Source organism: Leptolyngbya sp. FACHB-541, from assembly GCF_014695875.1.
GTDB lineage: Bacteria > Cyanobacteriota > Cyanobacteriia > Elainellales > Elainellaceae > JAAUTN01.
On sequence record NZ_JACJPC010000102.1, the window covers coordinates 33794 to 59057 of the forward strand.

The 25264-nt window shown below is 49.2% G+C and carries 25 protein-coding genes and 1 pseudogene; 5 read left to right on the forward strand and 21 right to left on the reverse strand.

Features of this window, described 5'->3' with window-relative positions; translation table 11 throughout:
• Window positions 1–54: 54 nt before the first annotated feature.
• On the forward strand, window positions 55–468 hold the full coding sequence (locus H6G00_RS21500; protein WP_190644179.1) for a hypothetical protein: 414 nt from the start codon (window positions 55–57) through the stop codon (window positions 466–468).
• Here H6G00_RS21500 and hpxZ read toward each other — a convergent pair.
• From hpxZ to H6G00_RS21535, 7 genes are all read right to left on the reverse strand, one after another.
• Window positions 454–831, reverse strand: coding sequence for an oxalurate catabolism protein HpxZ (gene hpxZ, locus H6G00_RS21505; protein WP_190798307.1), 378 nt, complete (start codon window positions 829–831; stop codon window positions 454–456). The two genes, H6G00_RS21500 and hpxZ, sit on opposite strands and share 15 nt — an antisense overlap.
• 121 nt (window positions 832–952) lie before the next feature.
• Window positions 953–1933: an aldo/keto reductase gene (locus tag H6G00_RS21510; protein WP_190798308.1), complete on the reverse strand. Its 981-nt coding sequence runs from the start codon at window positions 1931–1933 to the stop codon at window positions 953–955.
• Between the two features lie 65 nt (window positions 1934–1998).
• Window positions 1999–2838: an SDR family NAD(P)-dependent oxidoreductase gene (locus tag H6G00_RS21515; RefSeq protein ID WP_190798309.1), complete on the reverse strand. Its 840-nt coding sequence runs from the start codon at window positions 2836–2838 to the stop codon at window positions 1999–2001.
• Between the two features lie 3 nt (window positions 2839–2841).
• Window positions 2842–3546, reverse strand: coding sequence for a class I SAM-dependent methyltransferase (locus H6G00_RS21520; protein WP_190798310.1), 705 nt, complete (start codon window positions 3544–3546; stop codon window positions 2842–2844).
• Window positions 3547–3564: 18 nt separating this feature from the next.
• Window positions 3565–4314, reverse strand: coding sequence for an SDR family NAD(P)-dependent oxidoreductase (locus tag H6G00_RS21525; protein ID WP_190798311.1), 750 nt, complete (start codon window positions 4312–4314; stop codon window positions 3565–3567).
• Between the two features lie 59 nt (window positions 4315–4373).
• Window positions 4374–4799: a carboxymuconolactone decarboxylase family protein gene (locus H6G00_RS21530; protein ID WP_190798312.1), complete on the reverse strand. Its 426-nt coding sequence runs from the start codon at window positions 4797–4799 to the stop codon at window positions 4374–4376.
• Between the two features lie 189 nt (window positions 4800–4988).
• Entirely contained in the window at window positions 4989–5369 is a 381-nt protein-coding gene (locus tag H6G00_RS21535) for a MerR family transcriptional regulator (protein WP_190644183.1), read from the reverse strand.
• A gap of 169 nt (window positions 5370–5538) precedes the next feature.
• On the opposite strand from H6G00_RS21535, the gene H6G00_RS21540 reads away from it, so the two are divergent.
• Both H6G00_RS21540 and H6G00_RS21545 read left to right on the forward strand, forming a co-directional pair.
• Window positions 5539–6108, forward strand: a complete 570-nt coding sequence (locus tag H6G00_RS21540; protein ID WP_190644182.1) for a Uma2 family endonuclease — start codon at window positions 5539–5541, stop codon at window positions 6106–6108.
• A 227-nt stretch (window positions 6109–6335) separates the two neighbouring features.
• A pseudogene (locus tag H6G00_RS21545) lies at window positions 6336–6449 on the forward strand (Uma2 family endonuclease); the annotation flags it as partial.
• 106 nt (window positions 6450–6555) lie between these two features.
• Here H6G00_RS21545 and H6G00_RS21550 read toward each other — a convergent pair.
• The gene (locus tag H6G00_RS21550) at window positions 6556–6813 is read right to left on the reverse strand and encodes a TIGR03643 family protein (RefSeq protein ID WP_190644172.1); all 258 of its coding nucleotides are present in this window, start codon (window positions 6811–6813) and stop codon (window positions 6556–6558) included.
• A gap of 229 nt (window positions 6814–7042) precedes the next feature.
• Between H6G00_RS21550 and H6G00_RS21555 the strand changes: the two genes are divergently transcribed.
• Window positions 7043–7360 carry a hypothetical protein gene (locus tag H6G00_RS21555; RefSeq protein WP_190798313.1) on the forward strand — a complete coding sequence of 106 codons (318 nt, stop codon included), beginning with the start codon at window positions 7043–7045 and terminating at the stop codon, window positions 7358–7360.
• 80 nt (window positions 7361–7440) lie between these two features.
• Here the strand turns inward: H6G00_RS21555 and H6G00_RS21560 are convergent, their stop codons facing one another.
• The 12 genes from H6G00_RS21560 to H6G00_RS21615 form a co-directional block, all read right to left on the reverse strand.
• Window positions 7441–8193, reverse strand: coding sequence for a pyridoxine 5'-phosphate synthase (locus H6G00_RS21560; RefSeq protein ID WP_190798314.1), 753 nt, complete (start codon window positions 8191–8193; stop codon window positions 7441–7443).
• A gap of 101 nt (window positions 8194–8294) precedes the next feature.
• Window positions 8295–9278: a lysylphosphatidylglycerol synthase transmembrane domain-containing protein gene (locus tag H6G00_RS21565; protein ID WP_190798315.1), complete on the reverse strand. Its 984-nt coding sequence runs from the start codon at window positions 9276–9278 to the stop codon at window positions 8295–8297.
• A 139-nt stretch (window positions 9279–9417) separates the two neighbouring features.
• Window positions 9418–10983 carry a hypothetical protein gene (locus H6G00_RS21570; protein WP_190798316.1) on the reverse strand — a complete coding sequence of 522 codons (1566 nt, stop codon included), beginning with the start codon at window positions 10981–10983 and terminating at the stop codon, window positions 9418–9420.
• A gap of 71 nt (window positions 10984–11054) precedes the next feature.
• Window positions 11055–12020, reverse strand: coding sequence for a lysylphosphatidylglycerol synthase transmembrane domain-containing protein (locus H6G00_RS21575; protein WP_190798317.1), 966 nt, complete (start codon window positions 12018–12020; stop codon window positions 11055–11057).
• Window positions 12013–13011, reverse strand: coding sequence for a glycosyltransferase family 2 protein (locus H6G00_RS21580; protein ID WP_190798318.1), 999 nt, complete (start codon window positions 13009–13011; stop codon window positions 12013–12015). The genes H6G00_RS21575 and H6G00_RS21580 overlap by 8 nt, the downstream gene beginning before the upstream one ends.
• Before the next feature lie 25 nt (window positions 13012–13036).
• Window positions 13037–14842 carry an HTTM domain-containing protein gene (locus H6G00_RS21585; RefSeq protein ID WP_190798319.1) on the reverse strand — a complete coding sequence of 602 codons (1806 nt, stop codon included), beginning with the start codon at window positions 14840–14842 and terminating at the stop codon, window positions 13037–13039.
• A 53-nt stretch (window positions 14843–14895) separates the two neighbouring features.
• A complete protein-coding gene (locus tag H6G00_RS21590; protein WP_190798320.1) occupies window positions 14896–16230 on the reverse strand; it encodes an NAD(P)/FAD-dependent oxidoreductase in 1335 nt (444 codons plus the stop codon).
• 20 nt (window positions 16231–16250) lie between these two features.
• Window positions 16251–17195: a hypothetical protein gene (locus H6G00_RS21595; protein ID WP_190798321.1), complete on the reverse strand. Its 945-nt coding sequence runs from the start codon at window positions 17193–17195 to the stop codon at window positions 16251–16253.
• Between the two features lie 15 nt (window positions 17196–17210).
• Complete coding sequence (locus H6G00_RS21600) at window positions 17211–18668, reverse strand: MBOAT family protein (protein WP_190798322.1); 1458 nt, start codon at window positions 18666–18668, stop codon at window positions 17211–17213.
• Window positions 18669–18809: 141 nt separating this feature from the next.
• Window positions 18810–19220, reverse strand: coding sequence for an acyl carrier protein (locus tag H6G00_RS21605; protein ID WP_190798323.1), 411 nt, complete (start codon window positions 19218–19220; stop codon window positions 18810–18812).
• Window positions 19186–20994 (reverse strand): acyl-CoA dehydrogenase, encoded by a 1809-nt coding sequence (locus H6G00_RS21610; protein ID WP_190798324.1) that lies wholly within the window; start codon window positions 20992–20994, stop codon window positions 19186–19188. The genes H6G00_RS21605 and H6G00_RS21610 overlap by 35 nt, the downstream gene beginning before the upstream one ends.
• A 135-nt stretch (window positions 20995–21129) precedes the next feature.
• Window positions 21130–22962, reverse strand: a complete 1833-nt coding sequence (locus H6G00_RS21615) for a fatty acyl-AMP ligase (RefSeq protein WP_190798325.1) — start codon at window positions 22960–22962, stop codon at window positions 21130–21132.
• 568 nt (window positions 22963–23530) lie between these two features.
• Here H6G00_RS21615 and psb27 point away from each other — a divergent pair.
• Window positions 23531–23929 carry a photosystem II protein Psb27 gene (gene psb27, locus H6G00_RS21620; protein WP_190798326.1) on the forward strand — a complete coding sequence of 133 codons (399 nt, stop codon included), beginning with the start codon at window positions 23531–23533 and terminating at the stop codon, window positions 23927–23929.
• 208 nt (window positions 23930–24137) lie between these two features.
• Here the strand turns inward: psb27 and H6G00_RS21625 are convergent, their stop codons facing one another.
• Window positions 24138–25211: an adenosine deaminase gene (locus H6G00_RS21625; protein ID WP_190798327.1), complete on the reverse strand. Its 1074-nt coding sequence runs from the start codon at window positions 25209–25211 to the stop codon at window positions 24138–24140.
• Window positions 25212–25264: the final 53 nt, after the last annotated feature.

Consider the following 25264-nt stretch of genomic DNA (forward strand, 5'->3'; position numbering starts at 1 on the left):
AATAAGCCAAACTAGTGGCGATCTATACCTATATTTTGGTGCTCACTTGTCACTATGAAGAAAAGCCAACCTGCACGTTACAGCACACCCGATCGCCAAGCTGCAACTCGCTCTCGGCAAAATATTACTGCGTTTGCTTATCTTGCCGGTGTATTTGTAGTGGGCGTAGTTGTGATTTTATTTGTTCAAGGGCGATTGGTAATTGGGGGCGTGCCCTCGGGCATCATCATGGAATTTTTACAGGATGACCTTGCTCGTTCGGCTTACTTCAGCGGCAACAGCACAGCACTCCACGATCGCCTGGATGAGATAGGCATCGAGGAAGCAATGAAAGATTATTACCGTCCCCAAATTTCCGATGAGGTGGTACTAGATCAACATATCCACCAAATTTTGTATGACCGCACGGGATATGTCGGTGAAGACTATCAGGTCAATGGCGGAGTTTTGGTGTTAAAGGACGATTAGAGACACGTGGGCGCTAACCACACGCCAGCCCTCAGGAGTTCTGAGCCAGGTTTGGCTTTGTCGCCCAATTTTGTCGGAGCCTTGCCGTTGAAATTCAGTGTTTGCAGTTGCAAAGTCTTGTCCGTATGTGGTGATCACCGTGTTTTTTAAGGTGCGACTAAGATTAGCATCAGGGCGATTAGCGCGGAAGGTGGCGATCGCCTCATAACCATACAAATTCTCAGCTACACCATAGCGAATAGTGTGAGCGCTATTCCAAAACAACTCATCTAATACAGCTACATTATTGCTAACAAGAGCAGCTTCATAGCGTTGAAAGGCTGCCGTCACTTCTGCAACCACTTCAGGGAGATTGATTTGCATGAATCCTTAAGGGTGAAAGTGATGACTAAAATATCATCATTCCTGTTTATAGATAGAACTGTGTGAACCGATTTTGATTAGTCAGAATCGATTCACACAGGAAGTGTTCTCAGAAAGTGTTCTAACGGTGCACAGTGCTCATGTCAGAGTAGCGATCGCCCGCTGCCACACCTTTTGGCGCAACTGCATCTATTCGCTTTAAATCATCAGCAGTGAGTGTAATCTCTGTAGCTCCGGCATTCTCTTCCAGATATTGCCGCCGCTTTGTGCCCGGAATGGGAACAATATCGTCGCCTTGCGCCAGCAGCCATGCTAGGGCAAGTTGACTAGGGGTGACACCTTTTTCCTGAGCGATCGCCTTCACCTGATCCACCACTTGCAGATTTTTCTGGAAATTCTCACCTTGAAAGCGAGGTGCTTGTCTGCGGTAATCATCTTCTGCCAGATCTTCCAGACGAGTGATTTGCCCTGAGAGAAAACCGCGACCGAGCGGGCTGTAAGGTACAAAGCCGATGCCCAGTTCACGCAAGGTTGGCAAAATTTCATCTTCAGGGTCACGACTCCAAAGTGAGTATTCAGTCTGGAGGGCGCTGATCGGATGCACTGCTTGAGCACGTCGAATTGTCGCTGGAGCAGCTTCAGAGAGTCCTAAATATCTTACTTTGCCCTGCTGCACTAGCTCTGCCATTGCGCCAACGGTATCCTCAATTGGAACGGTTGAGTCAACCCGGTGCTGATAGTAAAGGTCAATTACATCTACGCCCAATCGCTTCAGTGAAGCATCACAAGCCTGACGCACATATTCAGGTTTACCGCTAATGCCTGCCCAACCGCCATCCTCAGTGCGAACGTTGCCAAACTTGGTGGCGAGAATAACCTGATCGCGACAGTCTTTGATGGCTCTACCTACAAGTTTTTCATTGGTGAACGGGCCATACATATCGGCAGTGTCCAGGAAGGTGACACCGAGTTCAATGGCGCGGTGAAGAGTGGCGATCGCTTCCTCTTCGTCGCGTCCGCTATAAAACTCTGACATGCCCATGCAGCCGAGTCCGAGTTCTGAAACAGTGAGTCCTTGATTACCTAATTTGCGAGTTTTCATTGTTATGTTCCTATTATTTTCCTAATCGTTATGTTCCTAACTGACTCAACAACTGACTCAGTTAATTAGTGCAGTACCGCTAGTCCAGTTAACGTTTCACTCAGTTGCCAAAGTTTAGTTTGAGCTTCGCAATCATAGGCTTGAGCGATCGCTGGCTCCATATCTTTCTGGTCAAAATATTTGCCTGTCATGCCTTCCAATTCTGATGCAGTCGCAACGTAGACCACAGCATCTGCACCTGACTGTACGGTGCCCCAAGCTGAGTCAAACATCTCACGCACCATTTTGGTATCGAGACGTGATCCGGGATGTAGGCTATTGACTGTAACTTGTTCAGGCTTAAGCTGTTCAGCTAGATCAACAGTAAACATGATGAGTGCAAGTTTGCTCTGACAATAGGCTCGCATCGGGTCATACTGTCGCACCATCATGACATCATCAAAGTTGATAGGGCTTTGCCCTACAGAGGCAACATTGACAATTCGAGCAGGTGTTGTGCGGCGTAAACTGGGCAACAGCAAATGAGTCAGCAGGAAAGGGGCGAGATAATTCACTGCAAAGCGCAACTCATGACCATCCTGGCTTAATTCACGAGTGATATCTGTGCGTTTACCTGCACCTATTCCAGCGTTGTTGATGAGAACATCTAGCTGCTCATGATCAGACTGTACTGCTTCTGATAGCTGTCTCACTTCGGCAAGGGAGGACAAATCTGCCGCGTAATATTTCAGTTTGTTGTTTCCTGTTGCCGACTGAATCTCATGAAGTACAGATTCTGCCCGTTCTTGGTTGCGCCCGTGAAGCAGAACAGTTGCACCCATTTGGGCTAAATCATGAGCGGTTTGTTTACCAATGCCATCCGTTGCTCCAGTAATCAGAATTGTTTGATCGGCGATCGCCTTCATCTCTCATCCTCTTCTACAAATGTATTCGGCATATTCAGGCGTTAGGTAGTTCGCTGTTTCAATGGTGAATCCAGCATCAGTCAACATACGTTCAAGAATCCAGCCAAAAGTGGTGTATTCTTCACGAACGTGAGTGGCAAAATCTTGAGCAGTCCAACCTTCACCTAGAGGCTTTGCAACCCGTTGAATCCAAGCATCAATGCGGGTTTGATGTTCCGCTGGATGAAATGAAAACACAGTGTCCCACAGATAAAAGATGCCATTCTGTTTAAGCATGTTAGCCATGCGGAGAAATGCCACCATCTTCCAAAAATCTGGCAAGTGGTGTAAAGCGGCTTGGGTGACGATGACATCTACTGGAGCAGCGTGTTCGTAAGTTAAAAACCCACCATGATGAAATTCGATGCGGCTCAAAACGTTTGACAGTTGTGCTTTTTGTCGAGCGAAGGTGAGCATTGAATGAGAAACATCAATTGCATAAACATGGGCACCTGCGATCGCCGCTTGAATTGCAAAAGTCCCCGTTCCACAACCAAAGTCAATTACAGTTTGCCCTGTTGAAATGCCTAACTGCGTGACTAACTGTTGTTCTTCCTCCACACTCGAAGAAGTTTGATTGCGGTCGTAGGTTGCAACTTGAGTCATATCCTCAAAGTCAGTACCGACCTGCTGTATGTCGTTGTAATACCAGGCGGGATGGTCTGTCATGGGAATTTATTGAGCGAATTAACGTTCTTGCTCTGTAGGACGAATCAAGATCTCGTTCACATTAACGTGGGATGGTTGCGTCACGGCATAGGCGATCGCCACTGCAATATCCTCGCTTTCCAGGGCTTTCACTGAACCATAAAACTGGCGTGCCCGCCCCTTTGCACTCGGATCAGTAATATGTTGTGGTAATTCCGTTGCCACCAGTCCAGGTTCAATGATTGTGACCCGAATGTTGTTCTGATAAACTTCCTTTCGCAATGATTCTGAAAATGCTCCAACCGCCCATTTGGTAGCGTTGTAGACACCCGTCCCAGCATTGGCAAATCGACCTGCTACGGATGAGATATTTACAATATGTCCTGCCCCCTGCGCTTTCATGATTGGTAAAACAGCATGAGTGGCATACATCAACCCCAACACATTGATGTTGATCATGCGTCGCCAGTCTTCGGTGTTTGCTCCATCAATCATGCCTAGCAGCATTACCCCTGCATTGTTAACGAGGATATCAACCCTGCCATATTCGGCATGAGTTTTTTGCACCATTGCTTTCACCTGTGCTTCGTCTGATACATCTGCGGTGATGGATAAAACTTCTCCACCCTGGTCAAGAATACGCTTCGCTAAAGCTTCCAGGCGATCGCTTCGTCGGGCGGCGATCGCCACCGTTGCTCCCACATCGGCTAATGCCAGTGCCGTTGCCTCACCAATTCCCGAAGAAGCACCAGTCACGATCGCAACTTTACCCGCTAGTTTGTCGGACATCTATTTCTCCTAATGGCTCTATTAATGAATGGGTAACCAAGTTAATGGCTTGTGAACAGCTAGTTGTGAGGTTCCTCTTTATCCCGTTCAGCAAATACTTCTCCCGCTACAGCAATCCCACTTAGAGCAGCAGGAAATCCGGCGTACACTGCCATTTGCATCAGCACTTCAATCACTTCTTCGCGGCTGCATCCTACATTCAAAGCGCCATGAATGTGAACTTTGAGTTGAGGATGGGCATTGCCTAGCGCAGCCAGAGCAGCGATCGTAGCAATTTCTCTGGACTTCAAATCTAATCCCGGACGGGAGTAAATGTCTCCAAACGGAAACTCAATAATGTAACGCCCTAGATCGGGAGCAATCTGCTGCAAGCTTTCAATCACGCGATCGCCCGCAGCCCCGTCTATCTCTTTAAGCTTACTTAAACCTCGCTCAAATCGACTGGCTTCTGATAACGGTTTAGACAAGTGCTGAAAAGACACCATAGCTAGATACTCCAATGAAATGTTCACCCTTCCACAAGAACCTTGAAACCTGTGCTTTATCTCTTTATTTCCTTACAACCTTTACGTTAACGTCATACTTTGAATACAAAACAAACGTTGAAAAAATTGATAGGTAAAAGTTCAGTGAAAAGACTTCTCTACGTCAAGTTAGACTAACAGGTGAAAGATCTACTGACTCTCGCTATGCTCATCGATCCATTTTTGGATACGAGTGATGTTGGTCTGTAGCTCAGAGCGAAAACGGGTCAAGCCTTCTATCTTTTCATCCGTTTCCCGCAGATGGGCATTGAGAATTTCCACAATCTTGCGTTTGCCGCTCAGCCGAGTAGGGTCTTCAAAGTAAAGTGGAATCACTGTACCGATTTCTTCCAGGCTCAGCCCCAAACCCTTGAGGTTGTGAATCGTTTGCAGTCGAGATAGCTCAGCTTCGGTGTAATATCGAAACCCCGTCCCTTCGCGCTCACTTGGCCCAAGTAACCCCAGGCTTTCGTAATAGCGAATCGTGCGAGGCGTAACGCCAGCCCGTTCTGCAAGTTCTCCTATCCGCATCTTTTCGTTCACGATTTACTTGTATCACAACTTTGACGTTAACGTCAACTTACTGACAGGATTAGATTCTACGGAAGCTGCGATCGATCAAGCAACCAACCCAAGCTAATTTTGTGTCTTAGCATTGCTAGGATAATCAACATACCTGCTCCCAGGAGGCATGGCTACGATGACCATTGCATCCCAAAAAATGACGCTTGAGGAATACCTCAATTATGACGATGGTACAGACACTCAGTATGAGCTGGAGGATGGGGAACTAGTTGTAATGCCGCCAGAGAGCGATTTGAATCGACGAATTGCATCCTTGTTATTTGCTTTTTTCCTACAACAAAACATTCCGCCCTATCGGTTAAGGATTGGAACTGAAATTGTAGTTAGCGGTTCAAGAGCAACAACACGTTTCCCCGATTTGATGGTGCTGTCAGAAGAGTTAGCAGCAGCATTGGAAGGAGCCCGTCGGTCGACTGTAATGCCCGATATGCCTCCCCCGATGTTAGTCGTCGAGGTAGTGAGTCCAGGACAGGGAAATCGAGACTATCGCTACAAGCGATCGGAGTATGCAGCACGAGGTATTTCAGAATATTGGATTGTTGACCCAGCGCAGCAACGAGTCACAATTTTGGAATGGGTAGAAGGGCTGTACGAAGAGAAGGTGTATGAAGGAAATGTTCCGATCGCCTCTCCTCTTTTGGGAACATTGGAACTCACTGCTGCACAGGTTCTTCAAGGACGTTAAATTTGCGATTGCGATCGCTCCGCTTCATTTGGGAATACTGAATGTGTTAAGGCATAGTAAATCTCCTAATAGTGTAGAGAACCCGGCACGTCCGGGTTTTTCATTGAAATGTAAGCTCGGTTAATCGCAACATTTAACTGCAGGTGAAGGATTACTGCCAGTCTGATTGTTTCGACTTCCCGCTCCTTAGAATAAGAAAAACCCCTTTGTATAGGGAGGAAGCTGGGATGAGTGTAGCGATCGCCAAATGGACCCTAGATGAGTACCACCGCATGATTGAGGTCGGACTTCTGGAGCACCGACAGGTAGAGTTATTAAACGGAGAAATCGTTGAAATGTCGATTATCAGTCGGAACGTGTGTTAACGGCTGGAACAATTAACCCGTTAGCGTTTCTAGAAGTTGAAATTTCAGTCCAGCAGTTGTTAGAGGGATGACCTTTTTGGTATCAGGATCCCTTTTGGTTTTGCGATCGCAACCGTCCCACCAGAAAGTCCCGTTCCTTCAAATGTTTGGTTTTGCGACCACTCACTCGCTTACGCCACATCCTGAAACTTGACGCTTTCATCTTTTGCCGCATCAGTGCAATCACTTCTTTTTCTGATAGCCCAAACTGGTATTCGATCGCCTCAAATGGGGTACGGTCTTCCCATGCCATCTCAATAATGCGATCAATCGTTTCAGAATCAAGACTGGGAAAATCCATATCAGTATCAACAGATGTTTGTATCTCTAGATTTAGCCTAACGCGGTTTAGATGGCGATCGCATTTACACTTTGTCTACTAAACAATCAAAAACCACCCCAATTCTCACAAAGCAATTTTTTGATTTTAGGTATAGAATTTTACTCCACACCGAAAAAGCCGTAATTCCTCGCATATCAAACCGAATCCATTAGAAGTAGAACTGAAGAAGGTTTAGAAGGACATTTTCATGAAAAATCTACTTTTGATTGGCGGCATTGCTCTGTATAGTTTGGCTCTCAGCCTACCTGTAATGGCTCAAGATGTAGAAGTGTATGAGCATGAAGACGGAAGCGTAACAGCCGTAGATAGTGACGGTAATGCGGCTCACGTTGATGCAGAAGGCAGCACCACCGCTGTAGACAGCGAAGGTAATGTGGTTCACGAAGACGTAGACGGTAGCACAACCGTGCTTGACAGCGAGGGTAATGCTGTTTATGTAGATGAAGAAGGCAATGCCGTTTACATGGACGAAGAAGGCAACGCGACAGTCTTTGTAGAAGAGTAAGGTCCCGTACCGTCTTTAACAAAAACAAGCCACAAATGGAAGGGCACCCCGCGTCGCGGGGTGCCCTTCCATTTGTGGCTCTAATTTTTGGAAGTGGTATGAGACAAAATCTCTAAATAGGCTTTCACAGTATCCAATAACCCCATCTCTAAAGCCTCTGCCATCAGCGCATGACCAATTGATACTTCTAACACATTGGGCACAAGTTCACAGAACTTGCCCAGATTCTCTAGGTTCAAATCATGCCCTGCATTAATGCCCAATCCAGCTTCTAGAGCGGCTTTAGCTGCATCGATGTATTTGGGCAGAATTGCATCTGCTTGCCCCTCTCGAAAGGCAGTGGCATACGGTTCGGTGTACAGTTCAACCCGATCAGCCCCAATTTTTTTAGCTTGCGCCATGGGTGCAGGGTCAGCATCCATAAACAAGCTGACGCGAATGTTATTGTCTTTCAATTGCTGAATGATAGGAATGAGGCGATCGCTATCTCGCGTTAGATCCCAACCATGATCCGACGTTGCCTGATCGGGTGAATCGGGCACGAGCGTACACTGATCTGGCTTAACGCGACAGACAATATCCATAAAGGGCAGTTCCAGCGGATTCCCTTCAATGTTGTATTCCGCCTGCGGATAGTGCTGGCTTAACAGTTCCGATAAATCATCCACATCCGAAGGACGAATATGGCGCTGGTCAGGACGGGGGTGCACCGTAACGCCATAGGCACCTGCATCCAACACAATTCTCGCCGCTTTCACAACGCTGGGAATGCCAATGTTTCGTGAGTTTCGCAGTAGGGCAACTCGATTGAGGTTAACGCTGAGATCGGTCATGGATGTCCGCAAAGGTATTTTTTTTCATCATCATAGTTTTTTCAACTTTACTCAATCTTGTAGAAACGGGGAAGCGCCCCCAGTGGGGGCGCTTCCCCGTTTCATTTTTGACCATTCATCTCAGACGGTGGTTGAGGTTTTAGCAAGCTGATGTAGAGATATAATCCGAGGCCAATCAGGGTGACGCTACCAAATAGAAAAACTTGAAATGCAGTTGCTGCGGCAATTCCCTGGGCGGGTTCATAACCAAACAAGTCTAGCGTGAACGCATAGGCATACTGATAGGTGCCAACGTAACCCGGAGCCGAGGGAATTAGCGTACTCAGGCTGGTTACACCCAGGATGGTTAAAATTTGCTGCCATGCTAGCGAAACCTGAACAGACCTCAAGACTGCCCACAACGCCAGCCCTTCTAATAGCCAGATCACTAGGGAGAGGCCGATTGCTTTGCTAAAGCTGGAGGTACGGCGAACGCTTAAGCCTTTGCGAAAACTTTGAACGCGACTGGTGATAGCAGGTGGAAATCGGGTTAGCCATTTCACTCCATAGCCTCTGCCCAACAGCCAAAGCAAAAGGAAAATACTGCAAAAGGTCAGCATACCTGTAATGGACAGGGTGTTAAGCAGAACAGGCTGGTTGGGAATGAAGGCTCGGCCTAAAATCAGGCAGGAGACAACGACTAACCCATCTAGCACGCGCTCCAGGAGAATGGAGGCAGCGATCGCTGATCGAGAAACCCGATGTCGCCTTCCAACAAAATCCGCCCGAAAGATTTCGCCTAATCGAGCAGGCAAAAGGTTGTTAGCGGCATAGCCAATCAGCAAGGCTGTTCCCACCTTGCGAAAGGAAAATGCCTTAACGTCTTGAAGGAGAGTTTGCCAGCGAACTATTCTCACAACCATGCTGATGCTGTAGCAGCCTAAAGCCACCATCAGCCAACCCTCGTGTGACTGGGAGAGAATGCTGCTAACTTCGGTTAAACTCGTCTGACGGAGGGCTAGCCACAAGAAGAGCGCTCCAAACAGCAGCCCCAAAGTGCCCCGCACCCAGGTGCGCCAGTGTTTTTTGGTTGAGAAGGATTGCATTCTCACGCGAACCACAAAAATCCATTCTCAAAACCCTACCTTGCTGGGATGCAGGAAGTCTACTAATCACTCAGTTGATCTGCTCAAACGTGAATTTAGTAGGCGCTGTCGAATTGACTTGACCAAGCATTTGGCTACTTCAAATAAAGACAAATTTGAGTGTCACCACAAGGGCAAATGCCAGGAGAACTCCCCACAGTAAAAATAGAAAAATAGAGAGGGGGTATACCACATCGTCTTCTGCCTGCTGGCTGTAAGTAAATGGCAGAAATGCAAGGTGATTTAGATGTTCGAGATACTGTTCCTTATCTGGATGCTGTTTAGTGCAGGCTTTAGAGAAGGAGCCCTCCACTAAACAGACCAGGTTGCTGATTCGCTGAGCCAGACGAAATTCTAGACGAGAACCGGGCATTCCCACGTTCGTCTGATAAATTTCTAGATTCATGGGCATAGCCACTGAAGCCAGTTGAACCATGATGGCGATCGCCACTACAGTTTTCAGTAACCAGGCTTTCCAGGTTTTAGCTTGTCTCAGCGTTTGGATCAGAACTGCGACCAGCGGAATCAAAAGCAAGTGTACCGACGTGACGTGATATCTAGCGGCCCAGGCAGAGTCCCCGTGCCAGAAGACAAATCGGCTATAGGCTACCAGATGCAAACCCAGATTGACGGTCATAGTAACTAGATACCACTGAATGTAAGGAGTCAGCTTTTTCCAAAACACCACTGCCAAAATCAAACAGGGCAGCAGCAGCGGGTCGTAGATAAAGATGCTTTTTGACAGGGAAATTAAGGGACCGAGAATACCAACATGCGGATCATTAATCAGTGGGTATCCGTCAGGCAAATCGGGTAGTCCATTCCAAGCGGGGTCGGTCGTCAGTTGCTGTTGCTCAATGCTCTTGCCCGTGGCAAACAGACTGCCATAGCGGAAGTAGTCCATGATGCGACCCAGCAGCACAAAGGGAATAAAGCCTGCCACCCACAGCCCTAACCCATGCAGTACTTTGGTGAAGTCACGTCGCCTGTAAGCCAAACATCCGGTAAGAAAAAGGGCTACAGTTAACCCGTGAATGATGCTGGTAATGCGAATGAGAACTGTGCCGCCCAGAGCCAGACCACTGAGAAAGGCGAGCAGAGGGCGATCGCGCAAAACATAAGACAGAGCCGCGCCATACCCCAACGTCACCAGCAATAACACCTGATTGTTGTGCTGATGCACCTGAGCATAGTGCAACAGGGTAGTGCCTAGAAACCAGGCGATCGCAGCCAAAGCTGCTGTGCGTTGCTTAAAGCCAAACAGTTTGATCAGCCAGTAGCAGGCAGCGACAGCAGCGACATTCAGAGGCACAAAAATCAGGAAATTGACCGCCCAATCTCGCATCGTCTTCTGATCGGCGATGGGCAGCAAATGGTGTAACTGCGTTCCAACCCAGTCACCGGGCAACATCAGGATCGATTGCCCTTCCTCATAGGCGATATACCGCTTGCCATCAACTCCCATGACCCCAAACCGAATGTCACCCCGCACAATAGGCGTATCGTCTGGAGATACTTGAATTTCCTCCGTACCCGTCCACCAAGCATGAGCCATTTGAAGCCGCAGGTCGGTGTCCAAGGTGCCGAGGGTGCCGGAATTAATTACCGCTGTCCACAGCAAAGCGATCAAAAGAATGCTGCTAATTTTTTCTTTGAGAAATTTCATAAAAGAATGCCCCACCTGAGAACTGTTCGTTCCTAATAGAGAAATGCCAAATAGGAATCTTGAAGCTCTAGCTAATTTCCATATCGTTTAACAGGCTTGTTCACTGACAGATAGGTGTAGATTCCCAGCCCCACTAATGTGACCAATCCAAACAAAAACACCTGAAAGGCGGTTGCCGCCGCAATTCCCTGAGCCGGATCGTAGCCAAACAGCCCCAGAGTAAAGGAATAGGAATATTGATAGGTGCCGACGAAACCAGGAGCCGAGGGAATCAGCGTGCTAAGACTCGTCACTCCAATCATCAAAAGCATCGCCTGCCATCCCAAGGAGACATTGACCGACTTCAGCACGCACCACAGCGTGATTCCTTCTAGCAGCCACACCAGGAGCGATAGCCGGACTGCTCGCCCAAAACTAGAGCCAGGTCGAACGCTTAACCCCTGACGGAAACTTTGAAGCCGAGTGGCGATCGCCGACGGCAAGGGCAACCGCCCCACTCCTTCACCGCGTCCCACCACCCAAATCACGGCAAAGATGCCGCCAAAGAGCAATCCACCTGCGATCGTCAGCGTATCTAGCAAGACTACCGATTTGGCAAACAGGACTCTTCCCAGCAGCATACATAGCACTACGACCAGCCCATCTAGAACGCGCTCAACCAGAATTGAGCCAGCGATCGCCGTTCGCGACAGTTGATAGCGTCGTCCTACAAAGTTGGCTCGAAAGATTTCTCCCAGCCGAGCCGGAAAGATATTGTTTGCTGCATACCCAACTAGAAGGGCAATTCCCACAGCGGCAAACGGCAGGACTTTTACCTCACGTAGGAGCGATCGCCACCGCATAATTCTCACGACCATATTCATTGCGTAGAATGCTACAGCAGCGATTAGCCAATTCCCATGCGACTGAGCAAAGACGGTTGCCACTTTTTCCAGGCTGGTTTGGCGAAATGCTAACCACAGAAAAACAGCTCCAAACAGGAGTCCTACGCCCCCCCGAATCCAGCTACGCCACTGTTGGACTTGTTGCTTAGCCATGATGAAACTGTTCCAAAATCTGTCTCGCCTGAATCAGCGGGTAAGCGAGATAAACCATCCGCTTGGCTTCGCGACGACCCCGTGCTACCGAGTCGAGAATTAACCCGCAGGTCAGGCTCAGAAACGCCAGCAGCATAATTGAAGCCGCCAAAATTGCGGTCGGGAAGCGAGGCACCAGCCCAGTTTCCAGGAATGTTTTGACAATGGGAATAGCCAGGATTAAAGACAGGACTGCTAGTCCCAGAAAGATCAGCGTAAAAAATAGAAAGGGGCGAACCTCTTTAAACAACAGCAACGCCGTGCCCAAAATTCGCCATCCGTCTGTAAAGGTCTTGAGTTTGCTGGTCGAACCTGGAGGACGAGAGCCATAGCGGGTCGGCACTTCAGCAAACGGCATTTTCAATTCCAGGGCATGAATCGTAAATTCTGTTTCAATCTCAAACCCATTCGACAGAGCCGGAAACGACTTAACGTAGCGTCTGGAAAAGACTCGATAGCCAGACAACATATCGGTAAACTTTGCCCCAAATAGCATTCGCACGAAAGAGGTCAAAAACAGATTGCCACCCCGGTGTCCGCGCCGGTAAGCTGCTACATCTTCAGGCGCAATCCGACGCGCCCCAACAACCATATCCAGGTTTTCGGTGAGCAATCGGTCCACCAAATGTCTGATCGCTGCCGCCTCATAGGTATTGTCTCCGTCAGCAATCACGTAAATATCGGCATCAATATCCGCAAACATGCGGCGAACCACGTTGCCCTTACCCGGCTGGGGCTCATAGCGGATAAAGGCTCCTGCTTTTGAGGCTTGCTCTGCCGTATCGTCGGTTGAACGATTGTCGTACACATAAATCTCAGATTCGGGCAGGGCTGACTGAAATTCTGAAACGACCCGAGCAATGGTCAGGGTTTCATTTCGACAGGGTAATAAAACAGCGATTCTGTAGCTTTTTAGCGAAGACGTTTGGGCTTCAGCAATTTGGTCTAGCATGGCTTTAAATTCCTTCAGGTGAAAGTCATTTAGAACAGGTCTGTTGCCAACCCAATTCCTGCTCTACGGTTTGGGTTTCCCCTGGAGGAACAGTGCGTTCATTCATGAAGTAGACTTCCAGGGTTTCAATCTGCTGGGAAGCGCTGTGATTGGCGTTCCAGCTTTGGCAGAGATACTGACCGTAGCCGGGATAAAGCTTTTCACCGATCGCCCGATTGAGATTAATGAAATAGGTGCGCCACTGCATGTTTTGGTAAATCTCGCTGCGAGTGGCAAGACTCGGCTTCTCCCAATCCAGGGGGGCGTTCCTAAAAATATCGACCTCGCTACCGTCAGCTAATTGGGCTGGAATCACATGCCAGCCATCGTCTCTGGGCGGACTGGGCGCAAAAATACTCCACGACTGGTCAAGCCGAGTGACACGCCCCACAATTTCGGTTCTGTGCCAGGTTCTACGCTTGAAGGCATCGGGCGCATAGCTGCTGAGATTCCAGAGGAAGGTGTAAAACAACAGCACCAGCACGATCGCACTGATCGCTCGTGAGGGACGCAGCGTCAGCGGGCGAAACTTGAAGGGTTTGGTGAAGTTGCCTGCAAATTTGCGGTTGGTGGCGATCGCCTCATAAAACCTGTTTCCCGCAGCCTTTAATGGACTTAGAGAAAGAATAGGCGCAAGCCAACCCAACACCGGAGACAGGCTAACCACATAGATAATGCCTTCAAACTTAAAGCGGCGATTGCCCATCCAGTCCACGATTACCCAGGAGTTTTGCGCCTGCATATCAGCGTGAATGCTAGGGTCATCTTGTGCCATTAACAGAGGGGTTCCTGGCAGCACCAAAAAGGTGCGAAGCAGATAAACCACCTTTTTGCAGAAACCACAGTCTGCGTCGTAATAAATCTGTAGCCCCTGGCGTTCTGGAGTAGAAATGCGCTTCTGCCAGCGGTTCCAGGTTTCGCTGGGAATGAATGCTAGCCAGCTAAAGCAACTGAGGAAGGGAAAAATTCCCAGATTCAGGGTTAGCCCAAAGCCGATGTGCAATGAGATGAAGGTGATAATGGCAAGATTGCGAAAGAAGCTGGTGCGAAAGGGAAAGAAAATCAGCAGTGGCCCGAACCATTCCAAAATCATCGTGGAATGGGTAAACAGGCTCAGCAGCGGACGAAAGTTGAGCAGAAATGCGCCAAACGGGGTGACGTATTGGTCATAGCTGAGCGCATAGTAAACCGCGCTGCCATCCAGCCAAACGGGACTTTTTGCCTTAATCAGCGCCGAGAAGATGTAAATGAAACATTGCTGCACAATCAGGGCAACGGTTGCTCCTGTGAGAATGCGTTCTGGTAGTCGTTCTTTTGAAGTATTGAGGGCGCTGTCAATGGAGTAGCAAGCACCGAGCGGCAAAAACATTGCCCAAAACATCAGGGCCCGGAGGACATCATCGGCGGCAAAAATCAGAGCAGGGTTGCGGTTGTGCAGCGAGATCAACAGCACCCAGGAGGCGATTACGGCGATGCGAGTGCGGTAACCGACCAGCATCAGCAGGGCAAAGAAACCCGCTAGCAAAAACAGAAATCCTTGAAACAGAGGCGCGCCGCTAAGCGCATGAATTGACCAGTAGCCAGTTCGGGCAACTTCCTGAAGAAGCGATCGCGGCAGCACACCCGCGTCTGAGTAGTGAGCCGCCAGATCACCCGCTCGAATCGCCAAATCTGCCAGCAGAATTACCGCTAAACCCGTGCGAAACAGGGCAAGCGATCGCAAATCCAGCCCAAACATTTCCTCAAGCTTTTTATAAAAAACAGGTTTAGATTTAGGTGAGCTAAAGGTCATAAACATTGCACCTCAATCAAGGATGTTTTAGGGATTTGCAAAAGGAAGCGAAATTAACGATTAATCTGTTTTTTGTCTGGCGATCGCCAAGCTGACTTTTCTAAATCAATCGGCTCTGAGCGGACGGATGCTGTGCCCCTTTGAGTCGAATGGGTCTGTCCCACACCCGTTGGAGCAGAAGAATTCGCAGCTCTCTGCAAGCTCTTAGATTTTTTTCCTGGCAGCCATCGGGTCAACTGATGCTTAATTACTCGCAGGCGATGACGTAGCGTCGGCAACCGTTGCAGATACACCAGGCGACGCACCATACACGCCAATCGTCCTCTCAAGCTCATGCCAAAACTGAAAACCGCTGCCGCATCTGTGCCGAGCGTGATCATTTCGCCTAAATGCAGATAGCGGAACGGCTTAGGGCGACGATTTTGCAGGATTGCCCAGAGGTTTTTAGCAGCGCAGTCTGCCTGCTGGTATGCCACCTGTGCAGTCGCGGGCACCTGCTGCCCTCGCGCATTTCGCACATCTGCCAGGTCGCCCAGGACAAACACTTCGGGATAACCCTGAAGCTGAAGGGTAGGATGCGCGATTAACTGATCTTGTGAGTTGCGATCGCACTCCAGGTTGCGAATCCACTCAATTGGCTGATTTCCGGTTGTCCAAAGCACCAGATCTATCCCTATCCGGCTCGCTTCACCTTGCGTCTTGACAGCAATCCAATCTGCACCAATTTCAGCAATGGAAGTGTGCAAATCAACCTGAACTCCCTTTGCACCAAGAGTCCGATAGGCGGTGATGCGGCTGGCGCGTGAAAAAGATTTGAGAATGTCATCGCCGCGATCGATCAGGCGAATTTGCCCCCGTTTTTGCAAGCGATCGGCTAGCTTGCCTGCTAACTCCACACCGCTAGGTCCGCCACCCACGATCGCAATCCGAATTTGCTGTCGCTCAGAGGCTTCCAAAAATCGAAGCTGTTCCCGCAAATGTTGAGCATCGGCTAGTGTGCGAAATGGATAAGCATGTTCTGCTGCACCCGGAACGGCTCCCAGGTCAGTCTCTTTGCCGACTGCCAGCACCAGATAGTCGTAAGTCAGTGATTTCCCTGATTGAAGCTTGACTCGCCGTTCCCCTAAATCAACCGTTTCCACCGTGTCTCGGCGATGTTTCACATGGGTTCCCTGCAACAGGCTGTGAAATGAGGGTGCAATTTCCCACTGTTGAAGTTCACCTGTAACTAGCTCATACATCAGCGGCGTAAACAGAAAGTGCTGTTTGGGGTCAACCAGCGTCACCCGACATTTCTTCAAACCTGAGAACCGTTGCAAATACAAAGCGGTATAAAGACCTCCAAAACCGCCTCCAAGGATGCAAATATGCGTATTTGGGTTGAGCATGGAGATCCCTCGATTTCAAATTAGAGCTGACTTTCAGCGATCGTATCCAGGACGGGTTCAAGCTGTTGCGTTAACTCTCGCGATCGCAAGTTACGCGCATCCTGATTCAGGTGATAGTGTGTATCAGCAAACAGGCTGGAGTCAGTTTGCAGGTTTAAAGAGTCCGAGTTGTAAAGCACAGGAGCAATTTCAGCTAGCGCTGCGGCAGTTTCCTGCACGTTTTCGAGCGTTTCGGCATCTTGGCTGGCGTAGATCCAGGGCAATCCCAACACTAGAGTTGCGTCCTTGCTTTCAACCTGCTGGCGAAATTGGGAAATCTGCTCCAGAGCATGATCGGAAACGGTATCTTTAATCCGCATTTGCCACCAGGAGGAATTGGTGCGCTGCTTTAGCGCGGTGGGGTCACCATTCGCCGAAATCGGATCGGAGTAGTAGCCTCGCATTTCACCGTACTGCGCTACATCCCAGGTTGATTTAGTCACGGCTCGCAGGGTGGGAATTCCCAACAGCAGGGCATCATGAGTCAGTTGTTTGAGCGGAATGTCTCCTAAACCGGGTTGTCCGATCGCCATACCGAATGCACCAGAGCGATCGCCCAAACCATCCTCATCCAGCAAAATCAGGTACTCAGGAATCAGCAGCACCACATCTCCAGGTTGAATTACATCCATCACACTGGGCAACAGCACGTTCAAACCAATTGGCCCGTCGAGTCCCAGGTTGATTACCGGAATCCCCAATTCCTGCTGCATCAGTTCTGCATCGACCGTGTAGTGAGCGCCAGAGCCGCCCAGAATGATTACTCGTTGGGGAGCTTCGACTTCAGCAGCGATCGCCATTTTGCGCTCATACATCATCCGCAGCCAACTCAACTCGCCGCCATAGCGAACGTTGTAGAGATAGCCGATTGACCAGGCTAAACCCGCTGCCAAAATCCAGGTTGCAAAGCTAAGCTGCTTTCTCATGGGTCTAATCACTGCCTAAAAGTCAAAGTAGATGAATTCAGACGGAGTATTCGCTGCCAGCAAAATCGTCAAAGCCAGCAAAATTCTCGACATCCAGGGCGACAGCAGCAGGTCATATTCCCCTCGCTTCTGCCAGACGGCAACATGTTCAAACAGCAGTACCCCGGTCGCCAATGCCAGAGTCAGGAGTAAAGCGCTACCCTCGTTGAAACTAAAAGAGGCGATCGCCCCACCTAAATTGGAGAACGAATAGGTGAATGGATTAACTAGCGTTTGCAGCTTTTGCCCCAGTCGCCCGATATCAGTTTCCATGAAAAACAGACAGCCAAGAATCACAGAGCCGAAGGTCAGTGCCCAAGAGATAAACTGCGGCGTAGGAAAGTACTGTCCAACAAAGCGGTAGAAAGGACGACCGGCATATCTCAAAACCAGCAATAATAGCCCGTGATAGGCACCCCAAATGATAAAGTTCCACGCTGCCCCATGCCAGAAGCCCGAAAGGGTAAAAGTGATAAATAGAAAAAACGCCGCCCACTGCTTTTTAGACCCCATTAGCGGCAAAAACACATAGTCCCGAAACCAGGTGCTTAGGGTAACGTGCCAGCGTCGCCAAAACTCATTAATGCTCTGTGAAGTATAAGGCGCAAGAAAGTTGGGCGTCAGCCGCACGCCCACAATTCGAGCCAACCCCAGCGCAATAAAGCTATATCCAGCAAAGTCAAAGTAAATTCTGAGGGTAAATAAATAGGCAGAAAACCAGACGAGCCATGCGTTAGCGGTTTCTTCTAAGTTGATGAATGGAGAAATGTTATCCGCCAAAACAAACTTCATAAACAGACCCAGTGCCAACCAGCGAAAGCCTGCCTCAAAATTGTCGGCGGTGAACTTAAACCGGAAAGACTCAATCTGAGGAAGCAGGTCTGACCGTCGCTCAATCGGACCAGCAACCACTTGTGGAAAGAATGAGACGAAGTTGACGTAGTCAATAAATCCTAATGACTGCTTGCGTTTGCTGGTGTAGGAATCTACGACAAACGCCACCATTTGAAAGGTGTAAAACGACAGCCCAGGCGGAATTGCCCCTAATCCGGGAATGCTTTTGTCTTGCCAGGAGGTGGCGATCGCCGGAGCCACCAGCCCAACCACATCTTCAACAAAGAAGTTGAGGTATTTAAAATACGCCAGAATGGCTATGTCAAACCCAATTACAGCAGTGGCGATCGCCTTTGCCTGCCATCCTTGACGGCTAAACATCAGCCGCACCATCAGATAGTTAAAGACAATCTCAAACGAAAAGATAACAAAGCTAGAGGTGCTGGCATTCACAAAAAGCGTAAGCGACAGCGCCATCAATCCAATGCTGTCAAACACCCCTCGCCAGAGGTTAAGCTGCTTGCCGACATAGCGCACTGCAAAGAATGCTGACCCAACCAGCAACAAAACCCACCAAAAGGAGAATTCAGAGAAGTTCAATCGACTTCCTCCCCAGTCTCAAAAATTATCGGCTTACACTCACTTCAATCCAAATCTCTTCTGTAACTTGCGCTTAGAAACCACCGTGTAAACGCGAGTTATTCTGATCCTCACAGGCTTGCGCGTAACACACGCCTACAGCTATTTCCCGCGTCCCCACAGACTCCATTTCCCAGCAGTTTCCTTAGTGGGCTGAACGGGTGTTTCTGGCTCAGCAGCGATCGCTCCTGGAGCAATGTTCATTTCCTGCACCAGATAGGTAGCGGCTTTCTCAATCGTGGGATAGTCCCAAAGCAGGGTTGAAGGCAGGTCTACACCGAGCCAATCTTCCATATCACCCACAATCGTCACGGAATCGATCGAGTCCAGCCCATAACGGGTTAAAGGTTCCTCAACTTTGATCGATGGGGCAGAAAGTGAAAGCTGCTTTGCCAACTGATTGACGAGCCAGGTTTGAATCGTCTCAATGGCGATCGCCTCACTATTCTCCTGAGCTAGATCCGCTTGAACCAATACATCACTGGGCTTGGAGCTGGAGTTCTGTAATTGCATGAATAGGATTCTCCTGAACTTCTGATTTAGCTAATTGAAAAGGAACAATCGAAAACATCCGATCTTCGCCATAAAGCCTGAGCAATTCCTGGGCGAGCGGCTCATCGTCCAGGCGGGGCGGCAAGTCTAGAGCGGGGTTAACCGCTACCAACAGCCTTCGCAAGCTCAGCGCCAACCATCTGCCATTGGCAAAAAACTCACCTAACGTTTTGCGGTTATGCAACCACATGTGAACGCAGGCAGCAGCAGCATGGAGGGTGCAATACTTTTTCGCCAGTTCAAACGACTCCGGCGACTGGTCGTGACCATGTTCAAAGGCAGCAGTTCCCAGGAAATCATCCTGTGCGTTTAACTCTGCTAAAACAGCGTGAGTTAACGCTTCTATCTGCTCTAAAACTTCTGGTTCTAAGTCGGGCGGTTCGAGTGCCTGAAGCTGCTCCAAAGCGATTTCCAGTCCTTGAAGCACATCATCTGCACCTCGACTAAATAGCTCCAGCCGCTCTGGAGCAAATTGGGGAACAGGCTGATCGAGCGTGAATGTGGTTTGTAGGCGGGTGGCGATCGCCTCCATACTCTGAGCATCCCGCCGCGCACGGAATTTGGCTAAATGCCGTCGTTGCAGAATCAGAGAATGCAGATTCACAATGCTGCTGCCGTCAAACACGCTGATAATCGCGTTGTCCCGCATCACCTTTTGGAAAATGCCAAAGTCATGTTCCTCGCGCATGTAATAGCGTGCGCCCAACACCACCGAGACATCCTGCACCATCTTCTCTAGCGTCACGGTGACAAAATACTTCACCACTGCCGACCAAACGCTGAACTGTTCTGGAACAACGTGAAACCCTCTGCCTGCGCCGATATTGGCACAGTCGCAAATCAAAATATCTAGAAAAGCGTCTACCAGAGTGCGCCGAGGATGGGGAATATCAAATACGGTTTTGCCATACAGTTGCCGCCCTAACGTGAACTTCAGGGTGGTTTTCAGTGCAGTGTCAGCAGCCCCTTGAGAGAAGGCAGCACAAAGAGCACGAGTAATCTGAAACCCTTTGAGCGCCAGCTCTAGCCCTACTCCTTCTTTACCCAGTCGCATCTTTTCGGGAATAAAGCAGTCATCAAAACGGATACCGCTCATGTCAGAGCCGCGAATTCCGTGAGTTTTAATCTTGGGTAAATTGCTATAGGTTGCTGGGTCAAGCTCCGCTTTCTTCACCATGAACAAAGACAGGCTGCGGCTTCCTGCTTCTGCATCCGTTTTCGCCAATACGAAAGTGACTCCAGAAATGGTGGCGCGATTGATCGGCCACTTCTCACCATTCAACAAATAGCCACCAGGAACTTTAGTTGCGGTTACATCGCCAGCGAGGAGGTCACTCCCGTGTGCCCGCTCAGAATAGGAAAGACACATTGCCCCATTCGTGTCTTTCATAAACTGGGCTAGCTCTTGCTTTTGTGCCTCCGTCCCTGCCATCCAGGTGAGAAACGACCAAAACAGAGTGGTGAAAGAAATGGAAGTGGTCAGGTCACGCCGCGACATGACTCGCACAAAGGCGATGAATTCCTCAAAGGAGGTAAACTCTCCGCCACAGTTCGTTGGAATGTAGTAGTGATGCAGTTTCCAGTTATAAAGCCAGGTCAACTCAGCTTCAGGAAATGCTTCGAGTTCGTCCAGCTCAATCACCTGCTTAAACGACATCACGCTTTCTGGATTGCAGGGATCGCCCAGATCGCGTTCCAGTTCTTCAGCGAGCCAATATTGTTTGAGTGGATGCATTGATCTTTCCGGTGGATGCATTGATCTCTCCAACCAAGGATGAGGAGCAAAGGATGAGGAACAAAACTTCGAGAACTTGAAAACTTGAGATTTCAGGTGAAACGTTGCCAGGGAGGTGACAGGATTTTGAAACTTTTAGGCTTTGGCGACTTGCACTTGCTCTAGCAGCGAACTGACATCGCCCTGCAAGTTTCTGAAGCTGGCTCGAATTTGCGGGTTTTCGCTCCAGTCTTCTAGCACATCGAGCGTTCCGGCTAAGAAGCTAGTCCGGCAGGCACGACGCTGAATCTTGCCGCTGGAGGTTTTGAGAATATTTCCGGGCTTGGCTAGCACAACTGCATAAACCTGAAGCTCATGCTGTTCGGCGATCGCCTGTCGAATTTCGCCAATCACCTGATCAAAATCAATGTTTTGCTGCTGCCGTTCCACCTCTTGCACCACAACCAGTCGCTCTTCTCCGTCTATCTCAATGGAGAATGCCGCGCCATAGTCAGGGCGCAAAGCCGGATGGAGTTGCTGAACCGTCCATTCAATATCTTGGGGGTAGTGGTTTGTGCCACGAATGATGATTAAGTCTTTGATCCGTCCCGTGACAAATAGTTCTCCGTCTTGAAGGAAGCCGAGGTCGCCCGTTCGCAAAAACGGCCCTTCCTGGGAATCCGCAATCTGAGCGCGGAAGGTGCGATCGCTTTCCTCAGGACGCTGCCAGTAGCCCTTTGCCACACCAGCGTCAGCCACCCAAATTTCGCCCACCTCGTTTGGGGGACAGCGAGTCAGCGTATCAGGGTTCACAATCGCAATCTGAGTTTCACAGACCTGACGACCGCAGCCTGCGATGATTCGCACCACGTCCTGTTCATCTGAGGCTTCAACAATGCGATTGCGTTCCAGTGCGGCTGGGTCAAGCACACAGACTACAGGCTCTGAAGGACGTGGACTGGTGGTTACAAGCAGGGTTGCCTCTGCCAATCCATAGGCAGGCGCAAACGCATCCCATCGGAAGCCACTGGGTTCAAAATATTCAAAGAACTGCCGTAAAACCCTTGGGTTAATCGGTTCGGCTGCATTTCCTGCCGCCCGCCAACTGCTTAAATCTAAGGCATCTCGCTGTTCGAGCTTGACCCGTCGAATGCACTGCTCATAGGCAAAGTTTGGAGCCTGACTGTGAGTCGCCTGATAGCGCGAAATCGCCTGAAGCCAGCGAACCGGTTGCTTAATAAAGGCAAACGGAGACATCACATAGCAGGGAGTACCGTTGTAGAGCGGTTGGATCAACCCTTCGACCAAGCCATAGTCATGGAAGTAGGGCATCCAGGTGACTGTAACGCTGTTTGAGTCGTACCCACAGGCTCTCTGCAAATAAGCCGAATGATGCATCACATTCCTGTGCGTAATCATCACTCCTTTTGGCGTGGACGTTGAGCCAGAAGTGTATTGCAGGTAAGCAATATCGTCGCTGTTAATCGCTGGCTCCTGCCAAGATTCAGCTAGCTGAAGATCAACCTGTTCAGTGTCGAGCCAGCGTATTGTGGAAAATTCAGGAAACTCCAGCCCTGCTTCCTCAAAAATCGAAAGAATTCGGGCATTCGTCAGAACAACTGTCGCTTGAGCGTCTTGGACGATGGCTCGCAGTCGAGGCAGAGTTCGCTTCAGCCGACCCGCATCCGGCGGCGGCACCGGAATCGCAATTACGCCACCATAGAGGCATCCTAGAAATGCCGCCATTACTTCTAATCCTTGTGGGTAGAGCAATAGCACCCTTTCTCCTGATGCATTTTGCTGTTGCAGGAGAGCGGCGATCGCCCTTGCCTGGCGATCGAGATCGGCATAGCTCAAGGTGGAACTTTCAGTTTTTCCGTCCGTCAGGAAGGTGTAGGCTAGCCGTTCCGGTTGTTCAACGGACCTCCATCTAAGCAGTTGAACTAATGTATCAAGCTTGACTAAATGGTGAGGTAAACACTGAGTCATGTTTTCAACTCCGGGTCAGGAGAGGTGTAATTCTGAAAAGCTCAAGGTCGAATCCGTACAGAAAACTACGAGTTCAGTCAGCAGCAGACCTGGAACTCGGCTATCAATGTAATGAGACTGAAAGAATTCTGAATCGCCTCTTAGCGAAGTGACGAACTTTATTTGAATGTCAGAATAATTACATAGGTAGAATTATCCTGAAAAGTGTCAATCAGTATTTTTACTAAAACAACAAATTCGCATCTACCTAAAAATCAAACTTTGCTGTATTGCATCCTATTCAGTGATTGATGTAGAAGGCATCACGCAATTTTGATAAAGCTTCAGCTTCTATAAAGCTTTTGTGTAGTAGAAGTTAGTAGCCTTCTTTTACTCAAAAGTTCGGCTACATTGGTTAACCCCTATTTTTGAGAAATTTGTAGCGGTAGCAGACTTTCCCTATCCCAGGGCAGGAAATTTTCCTCTCGGATCAGGATAAGATTGGCAATAATCGTGATCCCCGCTGATCACCAATCATTTCTTGGAACTGATTGCAATTGTCTTAAGCTTTTCCTGACTCTGAGGTTTTATGAAGAAGTTTTTGTCTCGCTTTCTGGCTCTGGCTCTGGTGCTGGTAATTGGTTTGATGGGCTGCACCTCCGCTCCCGCTGGGTTGACCGGAAATTACCGTGAAGATACGCTGGCTCTGGTCAACAGCTTAAGAACAGCGATCGAACTACCCGATGGTTCTCCCAATAAGGCAGTCGCCCAGACAGAAGCACGGCAAAGAATTAACGACTTCGCCTCCCGCTATCGCCGGGACAACTCCGTAACCAAGCTCAGTTCCTTTACAACCATGCGGACAGCGCTGAACTCCCTGGCCGGACACTATAGCTCCTACCCCAACCGTCCAGTTCCCGAAAAGTTAAGAAAGCGCTTGGAGCAAGAATTTGCTCAGGTAGAAGCTGCACTTCGCCGCGAATCATAGCGAAGCTATTTGATTGATTAGCTATTTGATTGATTAAAAAAATAGAGCCTGAGGGAATTCCTTCAGGCTCTATTTTTTTGAGGTTGCTATCTGAACGTGTGAACTACGTAGGGGCGCACCGCAGTGCGCCCCTACAGAAAGAATGGATATCTGGTGAACCATCCCCACTCAGCAAAATCAATTTTTTTAGATTGTTCGATGCCGTCTACTAAATCTTCAACGGCTTTGAAAGCAATGAATCTTCGATCGCGCTAGATTCTGACCTTGATTCAGGTTGTAAAATTTCAGTCAGGATTGAGGCAGGGCGTTGACGATGAGGCCAGGCAAAAGCATGACGGAAAGCCGCTTCCTGGCAAGCCTGTAGCTGATCAAAGCCAATCACATCATGGGTCAGCAGGCTCTCATACTCAAACGGTAAACGCATGTTGTGCAGTCCAGCGTTATCCGTACAAATAGCAATATCGACTCCGGCTTCAAAGCAGCGATCGAAAACCAACTTAAGTTGATGAATGCTCTCTAAAGTTCCCGTCTTCAAGTAGGTCGTGGGGCAAACTTCCAAGCATTGTCCTCGCTCAGCAATTTCACCTAATAGCTCGGGATGCAGCAGCGGAATCTGAATACCGTGCCCAATACGCATTAGGTAGGGCAAAAGTTCAGGGTAACAACCTTCGCTGGTTTCGTAGAGATGTCCGGTGGTGTTCAGCCCAAGCGATCGCGCATAGTCATACAGTTCCACAAATTCATCGAGTCGCTCAGCATAGTGGGCATCTCCACCCGCCAGGTCAATGCCGCAAACATATTGCTTCATCTGGGCAGCGAGATCGGCGATCGCCCGATTTACTTCATAGGGCAAGCGGGAGTGCATACACAAGATCTGGCTGGTCACGATCGGGTAATCGCCCAACTGACTTGCCCGCCCCACAATTTCCACAATTTGAGTCATTTGATCAATTCGCTCAGACTGACTCAACTGATCCGAGGTGCGGAGATAAGGGGTGTAGCGCAACTCCAGATAAGCCAAATTCTCAAAAATGTACGCTCCCCGCATTAACCGATAGACAAAATAAGGCAGCGTTTCGTCCGTCTGGACGCTCTCCACCAGCGTGTGCAGCTCCAGATATTCATCTAAAGTATTGCGAGGACGGGTGTAGAATTCCTCAAAAGCACCATATTCATCAAACTGTTGAGCCAGGTCAGGGCGGTTGCGCTGAAAATACCGCCACAACACGCGGGGCACAACAGAGCCACCTAAGTGGCGATGTAGCTCAGCATATAAAGCCACAGAAACCTCTCTTCGTGAAAGTTGACAGTAGTGACATCCACTGCTGATAATTG